General features: G+C 54.4%; 18 protein-coding genes. 6 read left to right on the top strand and 12 right to left on the bottom strand.

What is annotated here, in order from left to right; genetic code table 11:
* Together ACPGUT_RS03695 and ACPGUT_RS03690 are read left to right on the top strand one after the other, a co-directional pair.
* Entirely contained in the window at positions 1–1,008 is a 1,008-nt protein-coding gene (locus ACPGUT_RS03695; RefSeq protein WP_423988936.1) for a class I SAM-dependent methyltransferase, read from the top strand.
* A gap of 42 nt (positions 1,009–1,050) precedes the next feature.
* Complete coding sequence (locus tag ACPGUT_RS03690; RefSeq protein ID WP_423988934.1) at positions 1,051–1,857, top strand: SDR family NAD(P)-dependent oxidoreductase; 807 nt, start codon at positions 1,051–1,053, stop codon at positions 1,855–1,857.
* A gap of 58 nt (positions 1,858–1,915) precedes the next feature.
* Here ACPGUT_RS03690 and ACPGUT_RS03685 read toward each other — a convergent pair whose 3' ends face one another.
* Complete coding sequence (locus tag ACPGUT_RS03685) at positions 1,916–2,305, bottom strand: hypothetical protein (RefSeq protein ID WP_423988932.1); 390 nt, start codon at positions 2,303–2,305, stop codon at positions 1,916–1,918.
* A gap of 140 nt (positions 2,306–2,445) precedes the next feature.
* On the opposite strand from ACPGUT_RS03685, the gene hemF reads away from it, so the two are divergent.
* Complete coding sequence (gene hemF / locus ACPGUT_RS03680) at positions 2,446–3,351, top strand: oxygen-dependent coproporphyrinogen oxidase (protein WP_423988930.1); 906 nt, start codon at positions 2,446–2,448, stop codon at positions 3,349–3,351.
* 114 nt (positions 3,352–3,465) lie between these two features.
* On the opposite strand, the gene ACPGUT_RS03675 is transcribed toward hemF, so the two are convergent.
* Positions 3,466–4,173, bottom strand: coding sequence for a hypothetical protein (locus ACPGUT_RS03675; protein WP_423988928.1), 708 nt, complete (start codon positions 4,171–4,173; stop codon positions 3,466–3,468).
* Positions 4,174–4,453: 280 nt separating this feature from the next.
* Here ACPGUT_RS03675 and ACPGUT_RS03670 point away from each other — a divergent pair, with 280 nt between their 5' ends.
* Complete coding sequence (locus ACPGUT_RS03670; protein WP_423988926.1) at positions 4,454–5,794, top strand: MFS transporter; 1,341 nt, start codon at positions 4,454–4,456, stop codon at positions 5,792–5,794.
* Here ACPGUT_RS03670 and hemE read toward each other — a convergent pair whose 3' ends face one another.
* Positions 5,795–6,829, bottom strand: coding sequence for a uroporphyrinogen decarboxylase (gene hemE, locus ACPGUT_RS03665; protein WP_423988924.1), 1,035 nt, complete (start codon positions 6,827–6,829; stop codon positions 5,795–5,797).
* 121 nt (positions 6,830–6,950) lie between these two features.
* Between hemE and hemC the strand changes: the two genes are divergently transcribed.
* Complete coding sequence (gene hemC, locus ACPGUT_RS03660) at positions 6,951–7,907, top strand: hydroxymethylbilane synthase (RefSeq protein WP_423988922.1); 957 nt, start codon at positions 6,951–6,953, stop codon at positions 7,905–7,907.
* 72 nt (positions 7,908–7,979) lie between these two features.
* Here hemC and ACPGUT_RS03655 read toward each other — a convergent pair whose 3' ends face one another.
* The 8 genes from ACPGUT_RS03655 to ACPGUT_RS03620 form a co-directional block, all read right to left on the bottom strand.
* Positions 7,980–8,855 carry a dimethyl sulfoxide reductase anchor subunit family protein gene (locus ACPGUT_RS03655; protein WP_423988921.1) on the bottom strand — a complete coding sequence of 292 codons (876 nt, stop codon included), beginning with the start codon at positions 8,853–8,855 and terminating at the stop codon, positions 7,980–7,982.
* Positions 8,855–9,601 carry a 4Fe-4S dicluster domain-containing protein gene (locus ACPGUT_RS03650; RefSeq protein ID WP_423988919.1) on the bottom strand — a complete coding sequence of 249 codons (747 nt, stop codon included), beginning with the start codon at positions 9,599–9,601 and terminating at the stop codon, positions 8,855–8,857. The genes ACPGUT_RS03655 and ACPGUT_RS03650 overlap by 1 nt, the downstream gene beginning before the upstream one ends.
* A gap of 79 nt (positions 9,602–9,680) precedes the next feature.
* Positions 9,681–12,524 (bottom strand): molybdopterin oxidoreductase family protein, encoded by a 2,844-nt coding sequence (locus ACPGUT_RS03645; protein WP_423988917.1) that lies wholly within the window; start codon positions 12,522–12,524, stop codon positions 9,681–9,683.
* 24 nt (positions 12,525–12,548) lie between these two features.
* Complete coding sequence (locus tag ACPGUT_RS03640) at positions 12,549–13,568, bottom strand: YeiH family protein (protein WP_423988915.1); 1,020 nt, start codon at positions 13,566–13,568, stop codon at positions 12,549–12,551.
* A 93-nt stretch (positions 13,569–13,661) separates the two neighbouring features.
* Positions 13,662–14,693, bottom strand: coding sequence for a phosphate acetyltransferase (gene pta, locus ACPGUT_RS03635; protein ID WP_423988913.1), 1,032 nt, complete (start codon positions 14,691–14,693; stop codon positions 13,662–13,664).
* 4 nt (positions 14,694–14,697) lie between these two features.
* Positions 14,698–16,476: a sulfoacetaldehyde acetyltransferase gene (gene xsc, locus ACPGUT_RS03630; protein WP_423988912.1), complete on the bottom strand. Its 1,779-nt coding sequence runs from the start codon at positions 16,474–16,476 to the stop codon at positions 14,698–14,700.
* A gap of 195 nt (positions 16,477–16,671) precedes the next feature.
* Positions 16,672–18,126, bottom strand: coding sequence for a PLP-dependent aminotransferase family protein (locus ACPGUT_RS03625; RefSeq protein WP_423988910.1), 1,455 nt, complete (start codon positions 18,124–18,126; stop codon positions 16,672–16,674).
* Positions 18,127–18,265: 139 nt separating this feature from the next.
* Entirely contained in the window at positions 18,266–19,636 is a 1,371-nt protein-coding gene (locus tag ACPGUT_RS03620; RefSeq protein WP_423988909.1) for an aspartate aminotransferase family protein, read from the bottom strand.
* Between the two features lie 230 nt (positions 19,637–19,866).
* On the opposite strand from ACPGUT_RS03620, the gene ACPGUT_RS03615 reads away from it, so the two are divergent.
* Positions 19,867–21,168 (top strand): MmgE/PrpD family protein, encoded by a 1,302-nt coding sequence (locus tag ACPGUT_RS03615; protein ID WP_423988907.1) that lies wholly within the window; start codon positions 19,867–19,869, stop codon positions 21,166–21,168.
* A gap of 86 nt (positions 21,169–21,254) precedes the next feature.
* Here ACPGUT_RS03615 and ACPGUT_RS03610 read toward each other — a convergent pair whose 3' ends face one another.
* Complete coding sequence (locus ACPGUT_RS03610; RefSeq protein ID WP_423988906.1) at positions 21,255–22,490, bottom strand: mandelate racemase/muconate lactonizing enzyme family protein; 1,236 nt, start codon at positions 22,488–22,490, stop codon at positions 21,255–21,257.
* Between the last annotated feature and the right edge of the window lie 6 nt (positions 22,491–22,496).

The raw sequence follows: 22,496 nt of genomic DNA, 5'->3' as shown, positions 1-22,496 counted from the left end.
ATGTTAGCTGCCCGTCTGCCCTCCGCGCTTGAATGCGGTCTTTTTGTGTTGCCGGAAACGGGCGATATTCTGGTTTTTGGTCCGGGTGCGGAGGCCGATCTGTCGGATCTTCCCAAAGATCGTGTCCTTATCATCGAAGATTTTTATCCCGATTGCAAAACCTGGAAAAACCGTGGTTACCGCGTGGAACAGGATCTGCCAGATACAGCCGCGGCCGCGATAATCTGCATGCCGCGCGCGAAAAACCTTGCACGCAAATGGGTGGCCGAAGCCAGTGCACATGTGTCCGGCCCTATTGCAATTGATGGCGCTAAAACCGCCGGCATCGACAGTATCTTTAAGGCCTGCAAAAAACTGACTTTGGTATCAGAAGCCTTTTCGCGTGCGCATGGTAAACTGTTCACCCTACCTTTTTCACCGGAACGCGCCGGGGCTTTTGCTGATTGGCATGCGGATCTGGCGGCAGGGCCCGATGGGTTTATCACTGCGCCTGGCGTGTTTTCAGAAGCAAAAATAGACAAAGGATCAGCGATCCTTGCGTCTGCTTTGCCCGAAAAAATCGGACGCCGCGTTGCAGATCTTGGTGCGGGTTGGGGTTATCTTTCTGCGCAGATTCTGAAAAACGAAGCCGTACAAACCCTACATCTGGTTGAGGCAGGCAAAACTGCACTTGATTGCGCCCGACGTAATATCACCGATCCGCGCGCGCAATTTCACTGGTATGATGCGCGTAAGGTTACATTGCCTGAACCTGTTGATGCCGTGATCACCAATCCGCCCTTTCACACCGGGCGCGCCGCTGATCCTGCTTTGGGGCAGGCGTTTCTGATCAATGCTGCCAAACTTCTGACGCCCAAAGGCACGTTGTGGTTGGTTGCAAATCAGGGGTTACCGTATGAGGCAACCCTACAGGAATACTTCCGTGTGGTGGATCAGGTTGTGTTGGAAAGTGGCTTTAAAGTGCTCAAAGCCACAGCGCCAAAATCACAGCCTCGCGCTGCGCGCTGATATCGCCTAGGCTTTCTTAAAGAATCATAAAACGGGGTGACCATGTCATTTTCGATTTCCGGAAAAACCGCCATTGTCACCGGCGCGGCCAATGGTGTCGGCCTAGCGATTGCCCGCCATTTCGCTGAAGCAGGCGCTAATGTCATCTTTGCAGACCGTGATGAAGATAAATTACGCGAAGAGCTGGGCGAGATCGAAGAAGACAGCAATATCAGATGGTTCGCGGGGGATTTGCGTAAGAAGTTGACGATTGCCAATCTGCTATCTGCCACAATTGATGCTTTTGATCGTGTTGATATTCTGGTGAACGCTGCCCGCCAGGTGCAGCCTTCTGATCCGCTGGATCCAAAGGCGGACCATGTCGCGGATCTGATGGAACAAAACCTGATGTGTTCCTTACGGCTAAGTCAGGCGGTGGCCAAGCGTATGATTTCCCAAGGGGGCGATGATGCGCAGGATCAAAACTGCTTGGGCTCGATCATCAATCTCAGCTCTATCGCGGCGCGTCATACGCATCCTGAACTGCTGGCTTATTCCATCAGCGCTGCGGCGCTGGAACAGATGACGCGCACACTTGCGGTGGCCCTTGCCCCAAACCGAATTCGCGTCAACGCCGTTGCCATCGGATCTGTTCTCAGCACAAGCCTGCTGAACGAATTAAAAACCCATGATACCTATCGGGAAGAAATCATTTCACACACCCCGATGGGGCGCATTGCTCCTCCCGGTGAGGTGGCGGAAGTGGCGCAGTTCCTAGCATCTGAAAGTTCCGCCTTTGTGACAGGCCAGATCCTGAACGTGGATGGCGGACGTACCCTGATTGATCCGGTCGCTGTGCCTGCACACTGATTTTCCGAATTGTGGGTGCTGATTGTTTTCCCACGATCCGATAGCGAATAGATCCAGATCAGCTTTCAGAATGTTCCGCTTTACAGCGAGCTAGTTCATCGCCATAGCCCGGCAGCAATGCATCACGACGGGCATTTAAGGCATCAAGTTTGCGCTGTTCGGCGGCCGGATCAATGGCAACTTCTTTCTCGGACACCCGGGTTACGTGCCGGTTGCACCAGCGAAAATTCCCGTTCACGTCATGACAGAATTCCAGCTCAAATCCGGGGCGCAATTCCTGTTCTATTGTATAACCGCGTGCAAGATCCGTCTCAGTTTCTGCGATAAGCCGTTCCAAACGACGCAGTTCTTCCGATGCCCCCGTCACACAGCGTTCCTGTGGGGTGCTGCAGGCGCTTAGGGTAAATGCGGCAATTAGGCCGCTGATCAGGCTGGTTTTAAGACCCATTATCGTCTCCCGTGTCTGGCTTGAATCCTACGCCTGCTGCGGCAGATTGCCAATCCACCCCAGCACTTCAGGCTTTTTCTGGCGGAATCTGTCCTGGCGTCGTAAAAGGCGGTCAAACACGCGCGAAAATGGAATTGATCATGACCAACACAACATTGTCCGACATGCAGGATGAGAAAACACAGGCATCGGCTTGGTTTCGTACTTTGCGTGATGAAATCGTTGCGCGTTTTGAGGCGCTCGAAGACAGCCACACAACCGGCCCTTTTTCGGATCAACCTGCCGGGCGGTTCGAAGTTTCTGAAACCACGCGTAAATCCGACGATGGATCTGATGCGGGGGGTGGGCTGATGTCTGTCATGCGCGGTGGCCGTGTTTTTGAAAAAGTCGGTGTGAATATTTCAACCGTGCATGGCACCCTTGGTGAACGTGCGGTGGCCGCCATGGCTGCGCGCAAGGATCTGCCCGGCATGAAGGATGATCCCCGGTTTTGGGCCGCAGGTATTTCCCTTGTCGCGCATATGCAAAATCCACATTGCCCGGCGGTTCACATGAACACCCGTATGTTCTGGACACCCCATGGCTGGTGGTTTGGGGGCGGGTCTGACCTGAACCCGGCGCTGGAATATGATGCAGACACTGCCGATTTCCACGCGGTTCAGAAAATGGCCTGTGATGCCCATGACGACAGCTATTATGCGCGCTTCAAGGCCTGGGCCGACGAATATTTCTTTGTCCCGCATCGTGGCCGCGCGCGTGGGGTTGGGGGGATCTTTTTTGACGATCACAACACCGGCGATTGGGAAACAGACTTTGCCTTCCTGCAATCCGTGGGTCAGGCCTTTTTGCCCGCTTTTGTCCCGCTGATTGAACGCCGCCGCGAAACAGATTTCTCAGAGGCCGACAAAGACGCGCAATTGGTGCATCGCGGCCTCTATGCGGAATATAACCTCGTCTGGGACCGCGGAACAAAATTCGGCTTGGAAACCGGCCATGACGCAAATGCCGTATTAATGAGTCTCCCCCCCATGGCAAAATGGATCTAACAAGACCACCGAAACCACGCCTCAGCGAGCAAGACCAAACAACCCTCCAACCGTTCTAAAGGTCTGCAAGGCGGACTAAGCGGTCATTGGTTGAGGTTGCGCCAACGTCTGCAATCATTTTCCATGTAGCTCCGCGTAAAGTGCTGCAGCTAGACATATGTCCCAGTCGTCGTTAGGTGCCAGTCGCCATTCGCCATCCTCCCACTTTCCATCAATCCATTGTGCAAAGAAGCATCGTACAAAATTAGGTGAATCGCCACAGGTAGAGCTTGAAAGTCGCTCTTTCGCATCAGCAGGAATTGTTGCGAGAACCCTATCTACATCAGCTTGCGAAGCAGCCTCAAACTCATCTAATCTCCAAGCGCCGTGACGGACCAACCAAGGGCCAAATTCGTCGGTCCATTCAAACGCCTTCGGGGAAATACACTCCATGTATCCGCATTTCACCATTGCCAGGCAAACGTCTCGCAAAGCATTGTTTGTTGGCGTAACCGCTTCATGGTGCCGATATAGATCACGAACATAGCTAGAATGGCAGGCGAACCCATCAAGAAGATGATCTAGGTCACTGCGTGTGTGTTGGCCTGCAAAGACAGAGTGATCGTTTTTAGAATCTTTTACGCGCCAATAATCACCTTCAGAAATAAATAGGCCTACTCGTTCTAGCGCGTCGCAACTTATCTCGAAGTTGCTTTGTGCTGAATCGTGAAGAAGCTCCTGCGAAGGTGAAGCGTCTGCGAGCCGCAATACCATCTCGCCACGTAGCCAATAGGCAGCGGTTCGCAGGAGGGTATTCTCATTTTCTGTAAGTTCCTTGCTCACCAGATTTTCCAATCATACTTCTAATTTGTTTCAAAGCTGACAATGGATGATTGTGCAGCATCGGTCAATTTGGTTTCATTCCTGCCATTCGTTGCGGCTGTGCCATTGGACTACTTTCCACAGCGCTTAGGCTCATCCCTGTATACAATTTATATGCATGGTTTATGCATAGGATGTGCATGGGTTGTGCATCCTATATTCCCCCCAGAATGAGCCCTTGCAGCGGGTCCATTTTCATGCGGAAATAGGGCCAGCCAAAAGCCAACCATGCGATTCCCCCATGCTGAATGTCCTCAGAAATCCGACCTATGCGCGTCTCTATAGCGCGCAAATTGTGGCCTTGCTCGGGACCGGGCTTTTGACCGTCGCCCTTGGTCTGATTGCATGGGATATTGCCGGTGAAAATGCCGGTCAGGTGTTGGGTTTAGCCCTGACAATCAAGATGATCGCCTATGTGTTTTTCGGCCCTATTACCCAGGCGTTATTGGTCTCTGTTCCTCGAAAAACGGTGCTGATTGCGGCCGATTTATTTCGCGCATTGGTGGCGCTTGCCTTGCCATTCGTCTCTGAGGTTTGGCAGATTTACATCTTGGTTTTCTTATTGCAACTCGCCTCTGCGACCTTCTCGCCGGTGTTTCAAGCGGTGATCCCGTCGATCTTTAAAAAAGAAGGCGACTACACCCGCGCCCTCAGTCTGTCGCGTCTGGCCTATGATTTAGAAAGCCTGCTCAGCCCGGCACTTGCGGCCTTGCTTTTGACCGTGATGACATACACGTCTCTCTTTATAGGTACTTGTTTTGGCTTTGTTATTTCCGCCATTTTGGTCTGGAATGCAAAGCTGCCCCACAGCCCGTCCGCACAGGCACAAAGCTTTCGCGAACGCGTTTTAAGGGGCAGTCGGATTTACCTTGCGACGCCACGTTTGCGGGGGCTTTTGTGCCTGAATATGGCGATTTCCGCGACTGGATCGATTGTGATCGTCAACACGGTTATCATCGTGCGCAGTGTCTACGGTTTGGATGAAGGTGCGCTGGCTGTTGCGCTTGGTGCTGCCGGTGCCGGGTCGATGATCGCGGCCTTGGTCTTGCCCCGTGTCCTTGATAAGATTGCGGATCGTTTCATTATGATTGCGGCTGGGTTTGGCAGTGCTGTGGTGATGTCGCTTCTGGGGGCGTTTGTGGTGTCTGCCGCCTGGCCTGCTTGGGGCGTTTTCCTGGGTATTTGGGCCGCTGTGGGCTTTCTTCAAGCCGTCATTATGACCCCCTCAGGTCGTCTTTTGCAGCGTTCTTCATCCGACGCAGATCGCCCCGCTTTATTCGCCGCACAATTCGCCCTGTCACACGCGTGTTGGCTGATCGCCTACCCTTTGGCAGGATTTCTAGGCGCTGCATTTGGCGTCGGTATTGTGATGCTCGTCATGGGCGCAATCGCGATCGCTTCAGTGATGGCCGCGCAACTGCTTTGGCCGGCCGGCGCCACGCGTGATCCAGAGCACAGCCACACGGATCTTCCCGAAGATCACCCCCACTTGCAAGGGGCCGTCAAAACGGATGCGGGCTGGGTTCATCGTCATCCTTATGTGATTGACGATGAACATAAAACCTGGCCTGTGAAAGGGTGATTACCCCTCGCGTACCGCGTCAATCATTCGCTGCACATTGTCCGGATCAGCATCCGGTGTGATACCGTGACCCAGGTTGAAAATATGCGGACCATTCTTCAGGGCCGCACAGATGCGTTTGGTTTCAGACACCAGTTTTTCACCGCCTGTGACCATGTGTTTTGACGCCAAGTTGCCCTGAACACAGCCATCGATCTGAAGGTTTTCAGCCGCCCATTCCGCACTGATGGAATTGTCGATCGCCAGGCAATCGGCACCTGTGGCATTGGAAAAACCGATGTATCCAGCGCCCGCTTCACGTGGGAAAGCGATGACGGGTGTGTGGGGGTAGCGTGCCTTCAGGGCTGTGATGATTTCCTTGGCAGGTTGCAGCGCGTAGCGTTGGAAATCTGTACCTTTCAGGGAACCTGCCCAGCTGTCGAACAGTTTCACAACTTCTGCCCCGGCCTCAATTTGGGCGGCTAGATATTCGATGGTTGCCGCGGTGATTTTCGCCATCAACGCGTCAAAGGCGGCGGGGTTCTCGTTTTTTAACAAATGCGCCGGGCCTTGATCCGGTGTGCCACGGCCTGCGATCATATAGGTCGCAACGGTCCAGGGCGCGCCCGCAAAGCCGATCAAAGTGGTTTCTTTGGGCAGCTCAGACGCCAAGATTTTTACGGTTTCATAGATTGGGGACAGGGTCGCGTCGATCTCATCCACCGGGCGCAGCGCATCAACACCTTCCATGGATGTGATGGTAGACAGGCGCGGGCCTTCGCCGGTGACGAACCAAAGATCAGCGCCAAGAGCCTGTGGAATAAGCAAAATATCAGCAAATAGGATGGACGCATCAAAGCCGTAACGCCGGATCGGCTGCAATGTGACTTCTGCTGCGAGTTCTGGATTATAGCACAGTGACAGGAAATCACCGGCCTGCGCGCGCGTCGCACGATATTCAGGCAGATAGCGGCCAGCCTGACGCATCATCCAAATGGGGGGCACGTCCTGCGTTTCGCCTGCGAGTGCTTTCAGGATGGTTTTCTGCTGTGCCATGATATGCGCCTTTCCTCTGTTGCCCCTGCCTCACCCGCAGGCGGCGTGATGTCAAGGGAACAACTGTCGCGCCCCCCGCAAACCCCATTGTCAGTAGGTGTTTTCGGGGTTAAATGGGGGAATGACATTGACGCTTCCCACCCCCGCCTCACCGCTGAAAATCGGCACCCGTGGATCCCCCCTTGCGCTGGCGCAGGCCCATGAGACCCGTGCGCGCTTGATGGCGGCGTTTGATCTGGTGGAAGACGCGTTTGAGATTTGCGTGATCCAAACATCAGGCGACAATCGTCAGCTGATTGATGCGGACCGCCCGTTGAAAGAAATCGGCAACAAGGGCCTGTTCACCAAAGAGATCGAAGAGGCGCTTTTGTCCGGCGGCATCGATATCGCGGTGCATTCCATGAAGGACATGCCGACAGTGCAGCCTGAGGGGTTGATCCTGGATTGTTATCTGCCGCGTGAAGATGTGCGGGATGCGTTTGTGTCGCTGAAATACGCGGGCATTGCGGACCTGCCAAAAGGCGCGACTGTTGGCACATCGTCGCTGCGGCGTCGGGCGCAATTGTTGAACACGCGGCCGGATCTGAACGTGGTCGAATTTCGCGGCAATGTGCAGACGCGCTTGAAAAAACTGGGCAATGACGTTGCCGATGCGACCTTCCTTGCCATGGCGGGATTGAACCGTTTGGGGCTGGATGTACCAAAACACGCGATCGAAGTTGATGATCTTTTGCCCGCCGTTGCTCAGGGTGCCATTGGCATTGAACGCCGCCAAGATGACACCCGCGCGCAAACCATGCTGGACGCGATCCATAATACGCAAACCGGGCAACGTCTTGCGGCGGAACGTGCGTTTTTGATGACACTGGATGGGTCTTGTGAAACGCCGATTGGCGCTTTGGCGGTTCTGAATGGTGAGCAGATCCATTTGCGCAGCGAAATCCTGCGCCCGGATGGATCAGAGAAAATGTGTGAAGAAGGCATCGCGCCAATTTCTGAGGGTGCTGAATTGGGGCGTGCCTTGGGCGAACGTCTGCTTGCTGCGGCCCCCAAAGATTTCTTCGACTGGCGTAACTAAATACGAAACGCCCCGAAAACTTTGGAAGTTTCCGGGGCGTTTTATTTGCAATAAAACGGGATCGCGTCCGTTTTAGCGTTTGTCGTAATAGAGACCGATCACGTGTTCGGCTTCTGCAAAGAACAACCAACGTGACGCGAAGACGCCAGCGATGTGGCTGATCACAGCGATAAGCGCCATGACGTGGTTGGTCGGCAGCAGCAACAAGATTGCAGCGGGCAGGGCGACCATCAACACAAGCGCGATGATCCGCAGCTTTTGCGCGTGTTTACGTGCCACCACATAGACCATTTCATGCAGCAGATAGTTGGTGCCCGTGTGCGGCGGTTCAAACATCCGAACCTTGCCGATATCACCAAGACCCGTTGCCGTTTCAATCGTGTGACCACGTTGGGCAAAGCGTTTGTCACCGTCGACCCATGTGACCAACTGCACAGCCCCTGCGATCAGCAAAAGCACGCCTGCGGCGGTTGCTTGACCTGCCAATAAGGCCCCACCCGCGATGGAAAGCGACAGGAAATACGCGCTGGTCAGCGGGTGGTTCCAACGCGGGATGGTTGGCAGTTGTGCATAGATCATTGAGGTCGTGAAGACTGTGCTGATGGACAAAAGTGCGCCGATCCAACCGATCTGTGCCAGTTTCGTGTCAAAGAAGATCACGCCGATTGCATAGACGCCCATCAACATAAGTGACGCCACAGCAAGGCAGCCTTCGCGTGACAACCAGCTGGTTTTCCATTGGCTAAAGGCCTTCATGGCGTTCTTGGGATTGCCCAGGTGGAAGGTCGACGCCAGAAGCCCGCCAACCGACAGGGCGAAGGCGATAAAGAAGAAGACAAAGGCGACCCAGCCCGTGACATCAGGCAGGCCCATGCCCAAAAATGCCAGAAGGCCAAAGCCGAGACCCGAAAGGGCGGTAAAGAGGATTACAGAGGGTGCCGGATGCATCAGAGTTTCTCCAGAGCTTTATCAAGCCAACCAAGGAAGCCTTTGGTTTCAGTGGCGACAGGCGCAAGCAGGGGGGCAAGAATATCAATTTCTTCCATCGTGTCCTTGGGACGTGGGGGAAGATATTTGTTGACGGGTTTCGTGCCTTGTTCGGGCATCAGATCCATGCCGCCACGTTCACGTGTTAGTTTGGAAACGTTGCTTTCGGGATCGGCGAAGTCACCGAAGTGACGCGCGTTTGCGGGGCAGGTGCGCACGCAGGTTGGTTCGCGATCCACCTCGGGCAGGTTTTCGTTGTAAATCCGGTCAACGCAAAGAGTGCATTTCTTCATCACACCTTCGGCTTTGTCCAATTCACGTGCGCCATATGGGCAGGACCAAGCACAAAGGCCACAGCCGATGCAGTCCTGCTCGTTAACCAAAACAATGCCGTCTTCCACGCGTTTATAGCTGGCACCTGTCGGGCAAACGGTGACGCAGGGGGCGTCCTCGCAATGTAGACAGGATTTCGGAAAGTGAATGGTTTGGGCCGGGCCTGTGTCTGGCTTGACCTCAAAGGCATGCACACGGTTCAGGAATGTGCCCGATGGGTTGGCCCCATAAGCGTCTTGATCCGACAAGGGCGCGCCATAGTTTTCGGTGTTCCAACCTTTGCAGGAAATCACGCAAGCATGACAGCCAACACAGGTATCAAGATCGATGACCAGGCCAAGTTTACGGGTGGTCGTGGCGGGGAGTGCGGTCATAGCGGTCTCCTGGCTGATGTGACGGAGCCGGGGGCCAGCCCCCGGACCCCCGGAGTATTTTGGGCAAGATGAAAGAGGATCATTTGCCCACCTTCCATGCGAGGTTTTCAGGACCCTTGCCAACAGGGGATTTAATTGGGTCGAAATCGGGTTGGCTGTTCTCGGGTGGGCCGTCGACTTTTTCGATCTTCACGCGCAGATCAAACCAGGCGGCTTGACCCGTCACAGGATCAGAGTTCGCCCAACGCAGACCGTCACCTTTAGGGGGCTGAAGTTCGTGGATGAGGTGGTTCAGCAGAAAGCCTTTGGTGGCCTCTGGTGCGCCTTCATCAAGCGCCCAAGCCCCCTTGCGTTTGCCGATCGCGTTCCATGTCCAGATGGTGTTGTCGTTCAACCCACCGTGATGGGCAACAGGCACTGTGATCTCACCATGGGCAGATGTGACGCGCGCCCAATCTCCATCCTCAAAACCTTTTTCAGTGAAGATTTTAGTTGGCAGATACATAGGATTACGCCCATGCAGCTGACGCAGCCAAGCGTTTTGCGTGCCCCAAGAATGATACATCGCCATGGGGCGTTGTGTCAGGGCATGCACGGTGAATTCACCCGTGTCGACATTGCCGTCCTCAAAGGGTGGATACCAGACGGGCAGGGGATCCAGGGTTTCCTTGATACGTTCGCGCAGGTGTTCTGGTGGCTGGCGATGACCATGGCCTTCTGCGGCCAATTGGAACTTACGCAAGGGTTCAACATAGAGGTTAAACAGGTAGGGTTGCGGCGCGTCATAGATGCCTGTTTTAACAGCCCAATCCTGATAGGCATTGTTCCAAGGCTTATAAAACGCGGCCTCTTCCGGGATGTGATGCACGGCGAAACCGCCGTTTTCAATGTAACGGTCCAGTTGATCCGGGTTCACATCACCACGGCCAAATTCATCGCCATTTTCACCCCGGAAGCCAGACAGCGGGCCGATGCCCGGTTTGCGCTCGTGATTGACGATGTAATCCGCGTAATCTTTGTATTTCGCGCTGCCGTCGTCATTCACAAATCCGGCCATGCCTAGACGTGCGCCAAGGTCACAAAGCACAGATTGGAAGCCGCGCACATCACGATCAGGTTCAATCACCGGCCAACGGATGGCGTCAGCAGCGGCGTCAGCTTCGCAGATCGGGCGATCCAGCAGTGAAATACAGTCGTGGCGTTCCAGATAGGTCGTGTCGGGCAAGATCAGATCGGCATAGGCCACCATTTCAGACGAATAGGCGTCGGAATAGATGATATTTGGGATCACATAATCACCGTTTTCATCTTTATCGGTCAGCATCTCCATCACACCTTTGGTGTTCATGGAGGAATTCCAAGACATGTTCGCCATATACATAAACAGCGTGTCGATCTTGTAAGGATCACCGGCGTGGGCGTTGGAAATCACCATATGCATCAACCCGTGGGCCGACATCGGGTTTTCCCAAGTATAGGCTTTGTCGATGCGCGCAGGGGACCCATCTTCCTTCAACATCAAGTCATCAGGACCCTGCACATAGCCCAAATGTGGGCCATTGAGCGGGGCGCCAGGGGTGACTTTGCAATGGGGTTTAGGGTGGGCTTCCGCAGGTTTAGGGTATGGTGGTTTGAAGCGGAAGCCCCCAGGCACCTCAACGGTGCCTAGCAGTATTTGTAAGACATGTAGCGCGCGGCAGGTTTGGAAGCCGTTGGAATGGGCTGAAATCCCGCGCATGGAGTGGAAAGACACGGGACGGCCCACCATGGTCTTGTGTTGTTCACCGCGGAAATCGGTCCATTCTTGTTCAATCTCAAAGGCTTCGTCAAAGGCGACACGCGCCAGTTCCGCAGCAATAGCGCGGATGCGACCTGCGGAAATACCACAGCGTTCCGCAACCGCTTCGGGGGCGTATTCATCGGACATGTAGCGTTCCGCAAGATGCTGGAACACAGGACGATGGGTGATGCCTTTGACGGTATGGGTCGCCGCCAGATCAGGTTTAACGCCTTTTTTGTCAAAGGCCGTAGGCTTGCCGGTTGCGCGATCAATGACCAGGAATTTGTCGTCTTTGTCGCGCAGAAGCAGGCCGAATTCGTCAGAAGTTTCATCGCCATTCACAAGCACCGGGGCGTTGGTGAAACGCGTCAGATAGTCGAGATCAATTTTGCCGGCTTTCAGCAATTCATGCGCCAGCGACAGGATAAACAAACCATCAGTGCCAGGCGTGATGCCCACCCATTCGTCAGCAATGGCGTTATACCCAGACCGGATCGGGTTGACGCCAATGATCTTTGCGCCACGTTCTTTCAGCTTGGCCAGCCCGGTTTTGATCGGGTTTGAATCATGGTCTTCCGCCACGCCAAACAGCATGAACAGTTTGCTGCGATCCCAATCGGGCTGGCCAAATTCCCAAAACGCGCCGCCCATGGTGTAGATGCCAGCGGCGGCCATGTTGACGGAACAGAACCCACCGTGGGCGGCGAAATTCGGTGTGCCATAAGCCTGTGCCCAGAACCCGGTGAAACTTTGGGATTGATCGCGGCCGGTGAAAAACGCCAGCTTCTCAGGGTTGCTTTCACGGATGCGGGACAGGTGCCCGGTGGCGATTTCTAGCGCTTCATCCCAGGAAATCTCTTCGAATTCACCAGAACCACGTGGCCCGACACGTTTCAAAGGGGCCTTCAGACGCGACGGTGCATTGACCTGCATGATGCCCGCAGAACCCTTGGCACAAAGCACACCTTTGTTCACAGGGTGGTCACGGTTGCCTTCGATATAGGCGACACGCATTTCGCCTTCATCGTCTTTTTTCATATGCACATTGATGCCACAGCGACAGGCGCACATGTAACAAGTGGTTTTGCGGATCTCGTCCGATACTTTGGGCGAAGTGTCCACGTGGGGTTGCTGGAATGTCATCTGGCCTCCCTTGATGTTTCCCGATCAGCTTAGCATTCTGATCCCGACCAGGATGAACCCGGCAATAAATAATGTTTCAGTGACAAGCAGTGCGATTGCCGCTCCTCCCACGGAGAGCACCTGCTTGAGGTGAGTTTTCATGCCCACAGCCGCGATGGCTGTCAGCAGCAACCAGCGTGAAGCTTGGCTGAGGAAATCTTTGATGAATTCGGGGATCACGCCGAAGCTCGACAGGATCGCTAGGATCAAGAACCCAATGACAAATCCCGGCAGGATCGGTGGGCGCTTGCCGTCGATAGGGGTGTCGTCAAAGCGGCGGATCAGCAGGGATGCGATCAACACCACAGGGGCGAGCATGGCCACGCGGATCAGTTTGACCAATGTGGCTGTGTCGCCGGTTTGCTCAGATATAGAGAAACCTGCGCCAACAACCTGAGCCACATCATGGATCGTGCCGCCCAGGAAAACGCCGCCCTGCAGGTCGCTTAGTTCCAAAGTCGTGACAACAACGGGATAGGTGATCATCGCGATGGTCGACAGGACAGTGACACCCAGAACGGTGAAGATCAAACGTTCCTCAGAGCGTTCATCTTTTGGCAAGATCGCACTGATCGCCATGGCGGCGGAGGCCCCGCAAATAGCCACCGAACCTGCCGTCAGCAGGGTGAAACGCCATTTGTGACCAAAGAAACGGCCCACCAGCAAGCCAAAACCAATGGTAAAGATGACGCCAGCGATCACCAGCGCGATCAGCGGCGCGCCAAGGCCTGCCATCAATGTCGCGGAAATCCGTACGCCCAAAAGAGCAACGCCCAAACGCAAAAGGGACCGCGCGGAAAAGCCGATGCCCGCGACGGTCTTGCCTTCTTCGCCTAAGAAATTCACAGCAATGCCCAAAAGCAGCGCCAGCAGCATCGCAGGCGTCGCGTAATGCTCAGACAAAAACTGCGCGGTGACCGCAACGATCACGGCAATAGCGACGCCTGGGAACATGGCGCGGATCTGGTCCTGAATTTCGGACGGATTGAAGGCAGATATTTTCATTTTTTGTCTTTATTCTGGAAGTTGTCCCTAGCTTCCATTTGCGGTGGCATGCAGGGGGCGGTCAAGCCACCTGCGGGGATTGATTGCGATTTGTTAAGATTTCAGACCCTGAAGGGCGGTAACGGCGATCATTTCGGTGACATCTTCGGCAGAGCAGCCGCGCGACAGATCGTTCGCCGGTTTCGCGACCCCTTGCAGGATCGGACCAATGGCGGCGTATCCGCCAAGGCGCTGGGTGATTTTATAGGCGATATTGCCCGCGTCTAGGTTCGGGAAAATCATCACATTGGCGAGACCTGCAACATCTGAAGCCGGCGCCTTGCGGGTGGCGATATCGGGAACAAAGGCTGCGTCGAATTGCAATTCTCCATCGACGGACAGGTCCGGGCGCGCGTCGCGCAAAGCCTGGGTTGCGGTGGACACTTTGGTCACCATCGGGTGTTTCGCGCTGCCCAATGTGGAAAAGCTGAGCATGGCGATTTTGGGATCTACTTGCAAAAGCGCCTGGGCGGATGTTGCGGATTGCTGGGCGATGGACACCAGATCATCAGCGCTTGGATCAATCACAAGGCCCCCGTCGGAATAGACCATGGCGCGCGCATGTGGGTTCGCGCCTGGAGTGGCATGCGCGGGGGGGAACATCAGGAAAAAGCTGGAAATCATTGCAGCATCTGGGGCAACGCCAATCACTTGGATTGCGGCGCGCACAACATCGGATGTGGTGAAAACTGCGCCCCCAAGTGTGCCATCCGCATGGCCTTCGCGCACAAGCATGGCAGCATAGACCAGCGGTGTTTCAACCGCGGCGCGCGCCTTCTCAGCATCAACACCTTTGTGTTTGCGCATCTCGTGATAGGCGTCAGAAAACCCTGCCGTCAGTTCGGATGTTTTGGGATCATGGATCTCGATGCCAAGGCAGAGCACCAGATTCAAGGCAGTTAAACCGGCTTGGATATCGGCTGTGTCGCCGACAAGGATGATATTCACAAGACCTAGCTTATGGGCGGCAAACGCCCCCGCAATAATGCGGGGGTCGCTGCCTTCACTTAGGGAAATCACCGGACGTGTTGCAAGCTTCTTAGATTGCAGAAGTTCAACCGGGGTCATTACAGCACGTCCAGTCATCAGATCAGCTGCCTTTCTGTGGGCGCATGTCGTCAGCAGAGATGCCAGCAACTTCAACTGGTTTCTTCATTGCGTCACGACGGAACGGGTCACCCAGTTCCTGGTTGATCATGGCTTCGATCAGGGTGGTGATGCCGTTCTTCTGATCGGTCACAGCCTGTGCCAGTGCTGCTGTCAGCTCGTCCTGGGTGCGCGCGATGACGCCTTTCAGACCACATGCGTTGGCGATGCCAGCGTAGGAAACCTGTTGATCCAGCTCGGTGCCAACAAAGTTGTCGTCAAACCACAGTGTAGAGTTACGCTTTTCCGCACCCCATTGGTAGTTGCGGAACACAACTTGGGTCACAGCGGGCCATTCCTCACGGCCAATCGCGGTCAATTCTGTCACAGCGATACCAAAGGCACCGTCACCAGAGAAGCCAACAACAGGCACATCAGGGCAACCGATTTTCGCACCAACAACAGACGGCAGACCGTAACCACATGGGCCAAACAGACCAGGTGCCAGATATTTGCGGCCTTCTTCAAAGCTTGGGTAAGCGTTGCCGATCGCACAGTTGTTGCCGATGTCAGAAGAAATGATTGCTTCCACTGGCAGAGCAGATTGAATGGCGCGCCAAGCCATACGTGGGGACATCCAATCTGGCTTGTCATCACGTGCACGTTCGTTCCAGTTTGTGCCTGGATCGTCTTCTTCGTGGGTCATGGAAGACAGCTGCTGCGCCCATGCAGATTTGGTCTGTGCGATGGTTGCTTTGCGTTCTTCACGGCCTGCATCACCTGCGGTGTCAGACAGTTGGGACAGAATGCCTTTTGCAACTTTCGCCGCATCACCAATGATGCCAACAGTCACTGCTTTGGTCAGACCAATGCGATCAGGGTTGATGTCAACCTGGATGATTTTCGCATCTGATGGCCAGTATTCCATGCCATAACCAGGCAGGGTAGAGAACGGGTTCAAACGTGTGCCAAGACACAGAACAACGTCAGCCTGGCTGATCAGTTCCATACCGGCTTTTGAACCGTTATAGCCCAGAGGGCCAGCAAACAATGGGTGGTTGCCTGGGAATGCGTCATTGTGCTGGTAGCCAACACAAACGGGCGCATCCAGACGTTCCGCCAATTCTTTAGACGCTTCAATACCGCCAGCAGACAGAACGACGCCAGCACCGTTCAAGATCACAGGGTTTTTCGCTTCAGAAATCAATTTCGCAGCTTCAGATACCGCAGTTTCGCCGCCGGAAGGCAGTTCAAATTCAACGATTGCAGGCAGTGCAATGTCGATCACTTGGGTCCACATATCGCGTGGGATGTTCAATTGTGCAGGCGCGGAAGAACGTTTCGCATTCATGATCACACGGTTCAGAACTTCGGCAACGCGGGATGGGTCACGGACCTCTTCTTGGTAGCAAACGCAATCCGCAAACATGCGCATCTGTTCCATTTCCTGGAAGCCACCCTGGCCGATTGTTTTGTTTGCAGCCTGTGGTGTCACCAGCAGCAGTGGGGTGTGGTTCCAGTAAGCGGTTTTCACAGCGGTCACAAAGTTTGTGATGCCTGGGCCGTTTTGCGCGATCATCATGGACATTTTGCCAGTCGCACGGGTGTAGCCGTCAGCCATAAAGCCGCCAGATCCTTCGTGGGCACAATCCCAGAAGCTGATGCCCGCTTTTGGGAAGATGTCGGAAATTGGCATCATCGCAGAGCCGATAATACCAAAAGCATGTTCAATACCGTGCATCTGCAGGGTTTTGACGAAAGCTTCTTCGGTGGTCATTTTCATGGGAGTATATCCTGTATTTCGGGTCTTATAAGGTATTCAGACCGGGTGAGCGGGCGTGGTTCACGTGTATTTCCCGTGAATCACGGGATTTCCAGTTACATGAATACTTTCCCCGGGGCGCTGTCGTTAGGGCCAGTGTTAACCCGGATTAAGTCCAGTTGCGATATCTGGTCGCATGCGTCTGCCGCACGGTATTTAAGAACGTAGTTCTTCCGCCAAAATGCGAATTCCATCGTTGATCCGGTTTGCGGGTATGGAGGAATAGGCAAGACGGAAATATCCGCGCCCATCTTCGGCATTTTCAAAGAAAGGCATGCCAGGTTCGATCAGAACTCCGCGTTCTTTCAGCGCGTCTATACGATCTTCGATGTTCACGCCGGGGGGCGTTGCCATCCAATAACTTGATCCACCAAACTGTGCGGCACCGGCGATTTCCAATCCCTGAGTGCGGATCGCACGATCCATCACTTCGCGACGTTCATGCAGGGCCAGACGGATCCGGCGCACCAACGCATCATAATGCCCGCGCGACAAAAAATAGGCGGCTGTGCGTTGAATATGGCCGGGCAGGTGGCGCAAAATAGTGGCGCGTAATCCGCGCGCTTCGCGAATAAAGGCTTCTGATCCAACGAGATAGCCAAGACGCAAACCTGGGAATAAGGATTTTGAGAAAGACCCAACATAGATCACCCGCCCATCTTCATCCAAGGATTTCAGAGCGGGAGATGCGGTTGTCAGGAAGGACATCTCAAATTCGTAGTCGTCTTCAACGATCAGAAAATCTTCGGCACGCGCCTTTTCAAGCAAGGCACGCCGGCGTTCAATTGGCATGGTGGCGGTTGTCGGGCATTGGTGACTGGGTGTGGCGAAAAGCACATCTAAGTCATCCGGCAACGTATCCGGGTTAAGGCCTTTTTCGTCCACATCGACTGGTGCCAGATGACAGCGGGTCTGGCCCAAAACTTCGCGCAAACCGGGGTAGCAAGGGTTTTCAAACACGGCTTTTCGACGTTGCCCCAGCAACAGTTGCGCAGTAATCCAAAGCGCGTTTTGGGCACCCACGGTGATCAGAATTTCTTCCGGTCGGGCCAGAATTCCACGCCGGGGCAAGGTGTGACGGGCGATGAATTCAACCAGTTGGGGATCATCACGATCGGCAAAGTCACCCGTCAGAGATGTGAAATCCTTCTTTCCCAGGGCCTGCAACGCACATAGCCGCCAGTTTTGCTGGTCAAACAGTGTCGGATCTGCCTGGCCGTAAACAAATGGATAAGGGAAGCCGCCCCAATTTGATGGTTTCGCCACCTGGCGCACATTTGAATAACTTTGACCAATGGCACGGGCCCAGTCGACGGTGTCATTGGAACGATTTTGTGGGATTTCCGGCGGGGGCGGGGCGGAATGCGACACATAATAACCCGAACGCCCGGCGGAGGTCAGATAGTCATCCGCGATCAATTCGTTATAGGCCAGCGTCACCGTGATCCGGCTGACACCCAGGTGGCTTGCCAGTTTGCGGGATGATGGTAGTTTTTCACCTGGTTGAAAGCGTCCGGATAGAATGCCTTCGGCCACCAACTGCTGGATCTGGCTTTGAAGCGTGCCTTCAAAACGCGGATCTAGGAAAAAGGTTTCTTCTGAGATGGGCATGAAACTGGCTCTATCCAATGTTATCTGGCTATAAGGGCAGATAAACGATGACCTGTCAAAATTCGTAAAGAAACAGGTGCTTGTGAAAACGGCCACACAATTCTGCGTGGCCGTCGGTTGTTTTACATTGTTGGGCGTATCACCCGCCGAAGACTTCGGTCAGGGCTTCGTCCACTGCGTTGCAGATCTGATCGATGTCATCCGCGGTTGCAATCAGGGCAGGGCTGAAACACAGGGTGTTGTTGAAGCCTGGAACAGAACGGTTGGTCGCACCGATGATCACGCCGCGGGCATTACAGGCGGCTACAACCGCGCCAACTTTGGCTTCTTCTGCGGGCTCTTTGGTGCCACGATCTGCAACCAGTTCGGCGCCGACAAACAGACCTTTGCCGCGCACATCACCAATGACTTCGTGCTTTTCAGCAAGCTTGTTCAGGTTCGCGAGCATACGCTCACCCATTTTGGTGGTGTTTTCCAGCAGGTTTTCATCTTCGATGATCTGCATGTTCGCAAGCGCTGCAGCAGGACCAGCCGTACACCCACCGAATGTGGAAATATCGCGGAAATAGTTCATCTTGTCAGATGGGTCATCTTTGAACAGGTTAAAGACTTCTTCGGTGGTCACGGTGATCGCAATCGCCGCATAACCAGAGGCCACACCCTTTGCCATGGTTACAAAGTCAGGCTTAATGCCATAGTGCTGATACCCGAACCATTTGCCGGTACGGCCCATGCCACAAACAACTTCGTCGATGTGCAGCAGAACGTCATATTTCTTACAGATTTCCTGAACGCGTTCCCAGTAACCTTCTGGAGCTTCGATCACACCGCCACCGGCTGTCACTGGTTCAAGACACAGCAGACCAACGGTTTCAGGGCCTTCCCGCAGGATCACTTCTTCGATCGCGTCAGCGGCTTTGCGGCCATATTCCGCACCGGTCAGATCCCATTGCGCACGGTATTCCATACAATGTGGAACACGTACGAAATCAGGGGCAAGTGGGCCGAATTGCATTACGCGTTCATCCTGGCCACCAGCGGACATGGTCGCAAGGGTGGAACCGTGATAATCGCGGTCACGATAAAGGATCTTGGTTTTCTTGCCGTTGTATTTTTTATGCGCAATCTGGCGCACCATTTTGAACACTTTTTCGTTCGCTTCGGAACCAGAGTTCACGTAGTAAACGCGGCTCATGCCTGGCATTTTTTCGATGAGCTTTTTCGCGAACTCAGAACCCGGAATAGAACCAACGCTTTGTGCAAAGTAGTTCATTTTCACCAGTTGGGCGTGCACCGCATCAGCAATCGCAGTGCGGCCATAGCCAACGTTGACGGTCCAGACACCGCCGGAAACAGCATCCAGGAATTCACGGCCGGACTGGTCCCAGACACGTATGCCTTTACCTTCCACGATGATACGTGGATCGTTTGTTTCCAGTGGTTTGTGCTGGGTCAGGTGGTGCCAGACGTGGGCGCGATCGGCTTCGATGATGTCGGACAGGTCATTCATGGTGTGAACTCCTTGCGGGCTGGGGCTCTTGGAATTGAGCGAATCTCGTGGTGCTGCGTTGCCGCAAATCTTAAGTATGAAGTCTGGCCCCAATACGATGGAATAATTAGATCCAGACAAAACTCAATTTAAGGCCAGTTACCTGTGAGCGTTCCCAAAAAGACGGCGCAAATTGTTTGCGTAGCGCCAAGGCTGGGGGCATATTAGCATAAAATCGAAGGGGATGGATTATGAATGATTTCAGCAGAGTGTTAGCGGAGTTTGCATCCGGTGAAATTACCCCCAGTGCGCGTACCTGCGAAATCATTCGATTGTCCCTTGTTGACTGGGTTGCCTGTGGTCTTGCGGGTGTGACGGAACCCGTCGCAAAGATCACCCGGGATATGGTTCTGGCTGAAGGTGGCGCGGGCGAATCTATTTTGTTTGGGCGCGGCGTCGCACCCGCCCGCGCGGCGGCGCTGGTGAATGGCGCGACGTCACATGCGCTTGATTTCGATGACACGCATTTCCTGCATATTGGTCACCCTTCTGTGGTGATTTTCCCGGCCTGCCTTGCACTTTCCCAACAGATCAATGCCAGTGGGGCAGATTTTCTCGATGCTGCGGCGCTTGGTTTTGAAACCAGTGCCCGCATTGGGGCTTGGCTTGGGCGCAGTCATTATGAGACCGGTTTCCACCAGACTGCCACCGCCGGAAGTTTCGGTGCAACGCTGGCCTGCGCGCGCCTTCTGGGCTTGTCTGCGGAACAGACGCAACATGCATTGGGTCTTTGTGCAACCCGGGCCAGTGGGCTGAAAAGCCAGTTTGGCACGATGGGGAAACCTTATAACGCGGGGATTGCGGCCTCCAATGCGGTTGAGGTCGCGTTGCTGGCATCTCACGGTTTTATCTCACGGCCAGATGGGCTGGAATGCGTGCAGGGGTTTGGCGATACTCATGCTGGGGCGGGGGATATGGCAGCACTTAACGGGTTGGGCGAGATCTGGGTAACAGATGCCGTATCACATAAATTTCATGCCTGCTGTCATGGTACACACGCAGCACTTGAGGCCCTTAAAATCGCCGCCGCAAACCTGCCAACAGATCAGATCACAAGCATCATCATCCATACAAACCCCCGTTGGGCGCGGGTCTGTAATATTGAAACGCCGCAAACCGGTCTTGAAGCAAAGTTCAGCTATAAAATGACAACCGCAATGGCACTTTTGGGGCGGAATACCGGTTGTGCAGATCAGTTTGAAGACAAGTTTTGCAAGCAGGACAATGCCCGCAAGCTGGCCAATAGTGTGACCGTAGTGTTTGATGAAGGTATTCCCGAAACGGCTGCAAGGATCACACTCATCCATCGTGGTGGTGAAAATGCAGCCAGCTTTGATCTTGCAGAGCCGCTTCCCCTTGATGTGATCGAAGACCGCCTGACCGATAAAATCGCATCCCTGATCGGAGAGGGTAAAGCCCGTGATCTTATACACACAACGGCCCGACTGTCCTCAGATAAGAACGTTCATGCATTTGCCGCCCTGCTGGACTGAATTCCTATTTTGTTTTTAAGTATCTAGGGGGGCGTAATCGCCGGGTGGGGCTGCCCCCACCCGGTTTGCAAGGAAACAGCCCGATTTTATTCGCGTGCTGGGGCACCGCCGCCAAAGTTGTTGCCGTCCTGATAATTGCAGGGGGCTTCCTGCATTTCCAGGTGCAAGCCGGTATCCGTGTAGGGATGCGCGCGCGCCAGATCTTCGTCGAATTCGATGCCAAGACCAGGAGCTTGTGGCGCGATGATATAGCCATTGTCCCATTCAATTGAATGTTTGATCAGAGGCATGTGGAAGTCACCGCCCGTGCCAATGGTTTCTGCCATCAAGAGGTTCGGGATCGAAGCGGCGAGATGGATATTCGCAGCCCATTCCACAGGACCCGCGTAAAGATGCGGAGCCATTTGCGCGTTATAGGCCTCAGCAAGGATCGCGATTTTCTTGGTCTCCCACAGACCGCCGGAACGGCCCAAAGCGGGTTGTAGGATCGTTGCTGCACCATTGCGTAAGACTGGCGCGAATTCAGCTTTTGTGGTCAGGCGTTCGCCGGTCGCGATGGGGATCGAGGTCGCATTGGCAACCTTCGCCATCTCGTTGATATTATCCGGCGGCACGGGTTCCTCATACCAAAGCGGATCATAGGGTTCGATCGCTTTGGCAAGGCGGATTGCGCCGGCGGTAGAGAATTGCCCATGGGTGCCGAACAGAAGATCAGCCTTATCGCCCACGGCTGCGCGAATGGCTTTGCAGAAGGCGGCGGATTGCGAAATATCGGACATGGCAGGCATGTGACCGCCGCGCAATGTATAGGGACCAGCAGGGTCGAATTTCACGGCGGTAAAGCCAAGTTTGACCATTTCGGCAGCGGTTTCAGCCGCCATTTCCGGGCTGGACCAGAAGTCCTGCACATTATGATGGGGCAGGGGATAGAGATAGGTGTAGGACCGGATGCGTTCATTCATCAAGCCGCCCATCAAGGCCCAAACAGGCCGTTCGTGCGCCTTACCAAGAATATCCCAACAGGCAATCTCAAGGCCGGAAAACGCACCAATCACCGTCAGATCAGGGCGTTGCGTGAAGCCCGAAGAATAAGCCCGGCGAAACATCATTTCAACGTTTTCCGGGTTTTCCCCATACATGTGCCGTTCAAACACATCGCGGATCACGTGTTCCATGGCTGCCGGCCCGACAGAGGCGGCATAGACTTCGCCGTAACCCACGATCCCGGTATCGGTCGTGAGTTTGACAAAAATCCAGTAGCGCCCGCCCCAGCCGGGGGGCGGGGTGCCAACGGTGAAAATCTCAAGGTCTTTCAGTTTCATTGGCAC

This window comes from Halocynthiibacter sp. (assembly GCF_049608145.1).
In the GTDB taxonomy this organism is placed as follows: domain Bacteria; phylum Pseudomonadota; class Alphaproteobacteria; order Rhodobacterales; family Rhodobacteraceae; genus Halocynthiibacter.
The sequence above is the reverse complement of the archived record's forward strand: the minus strand, read 5'-3'. Positions and strand labels throughout refer to the sequence as shown.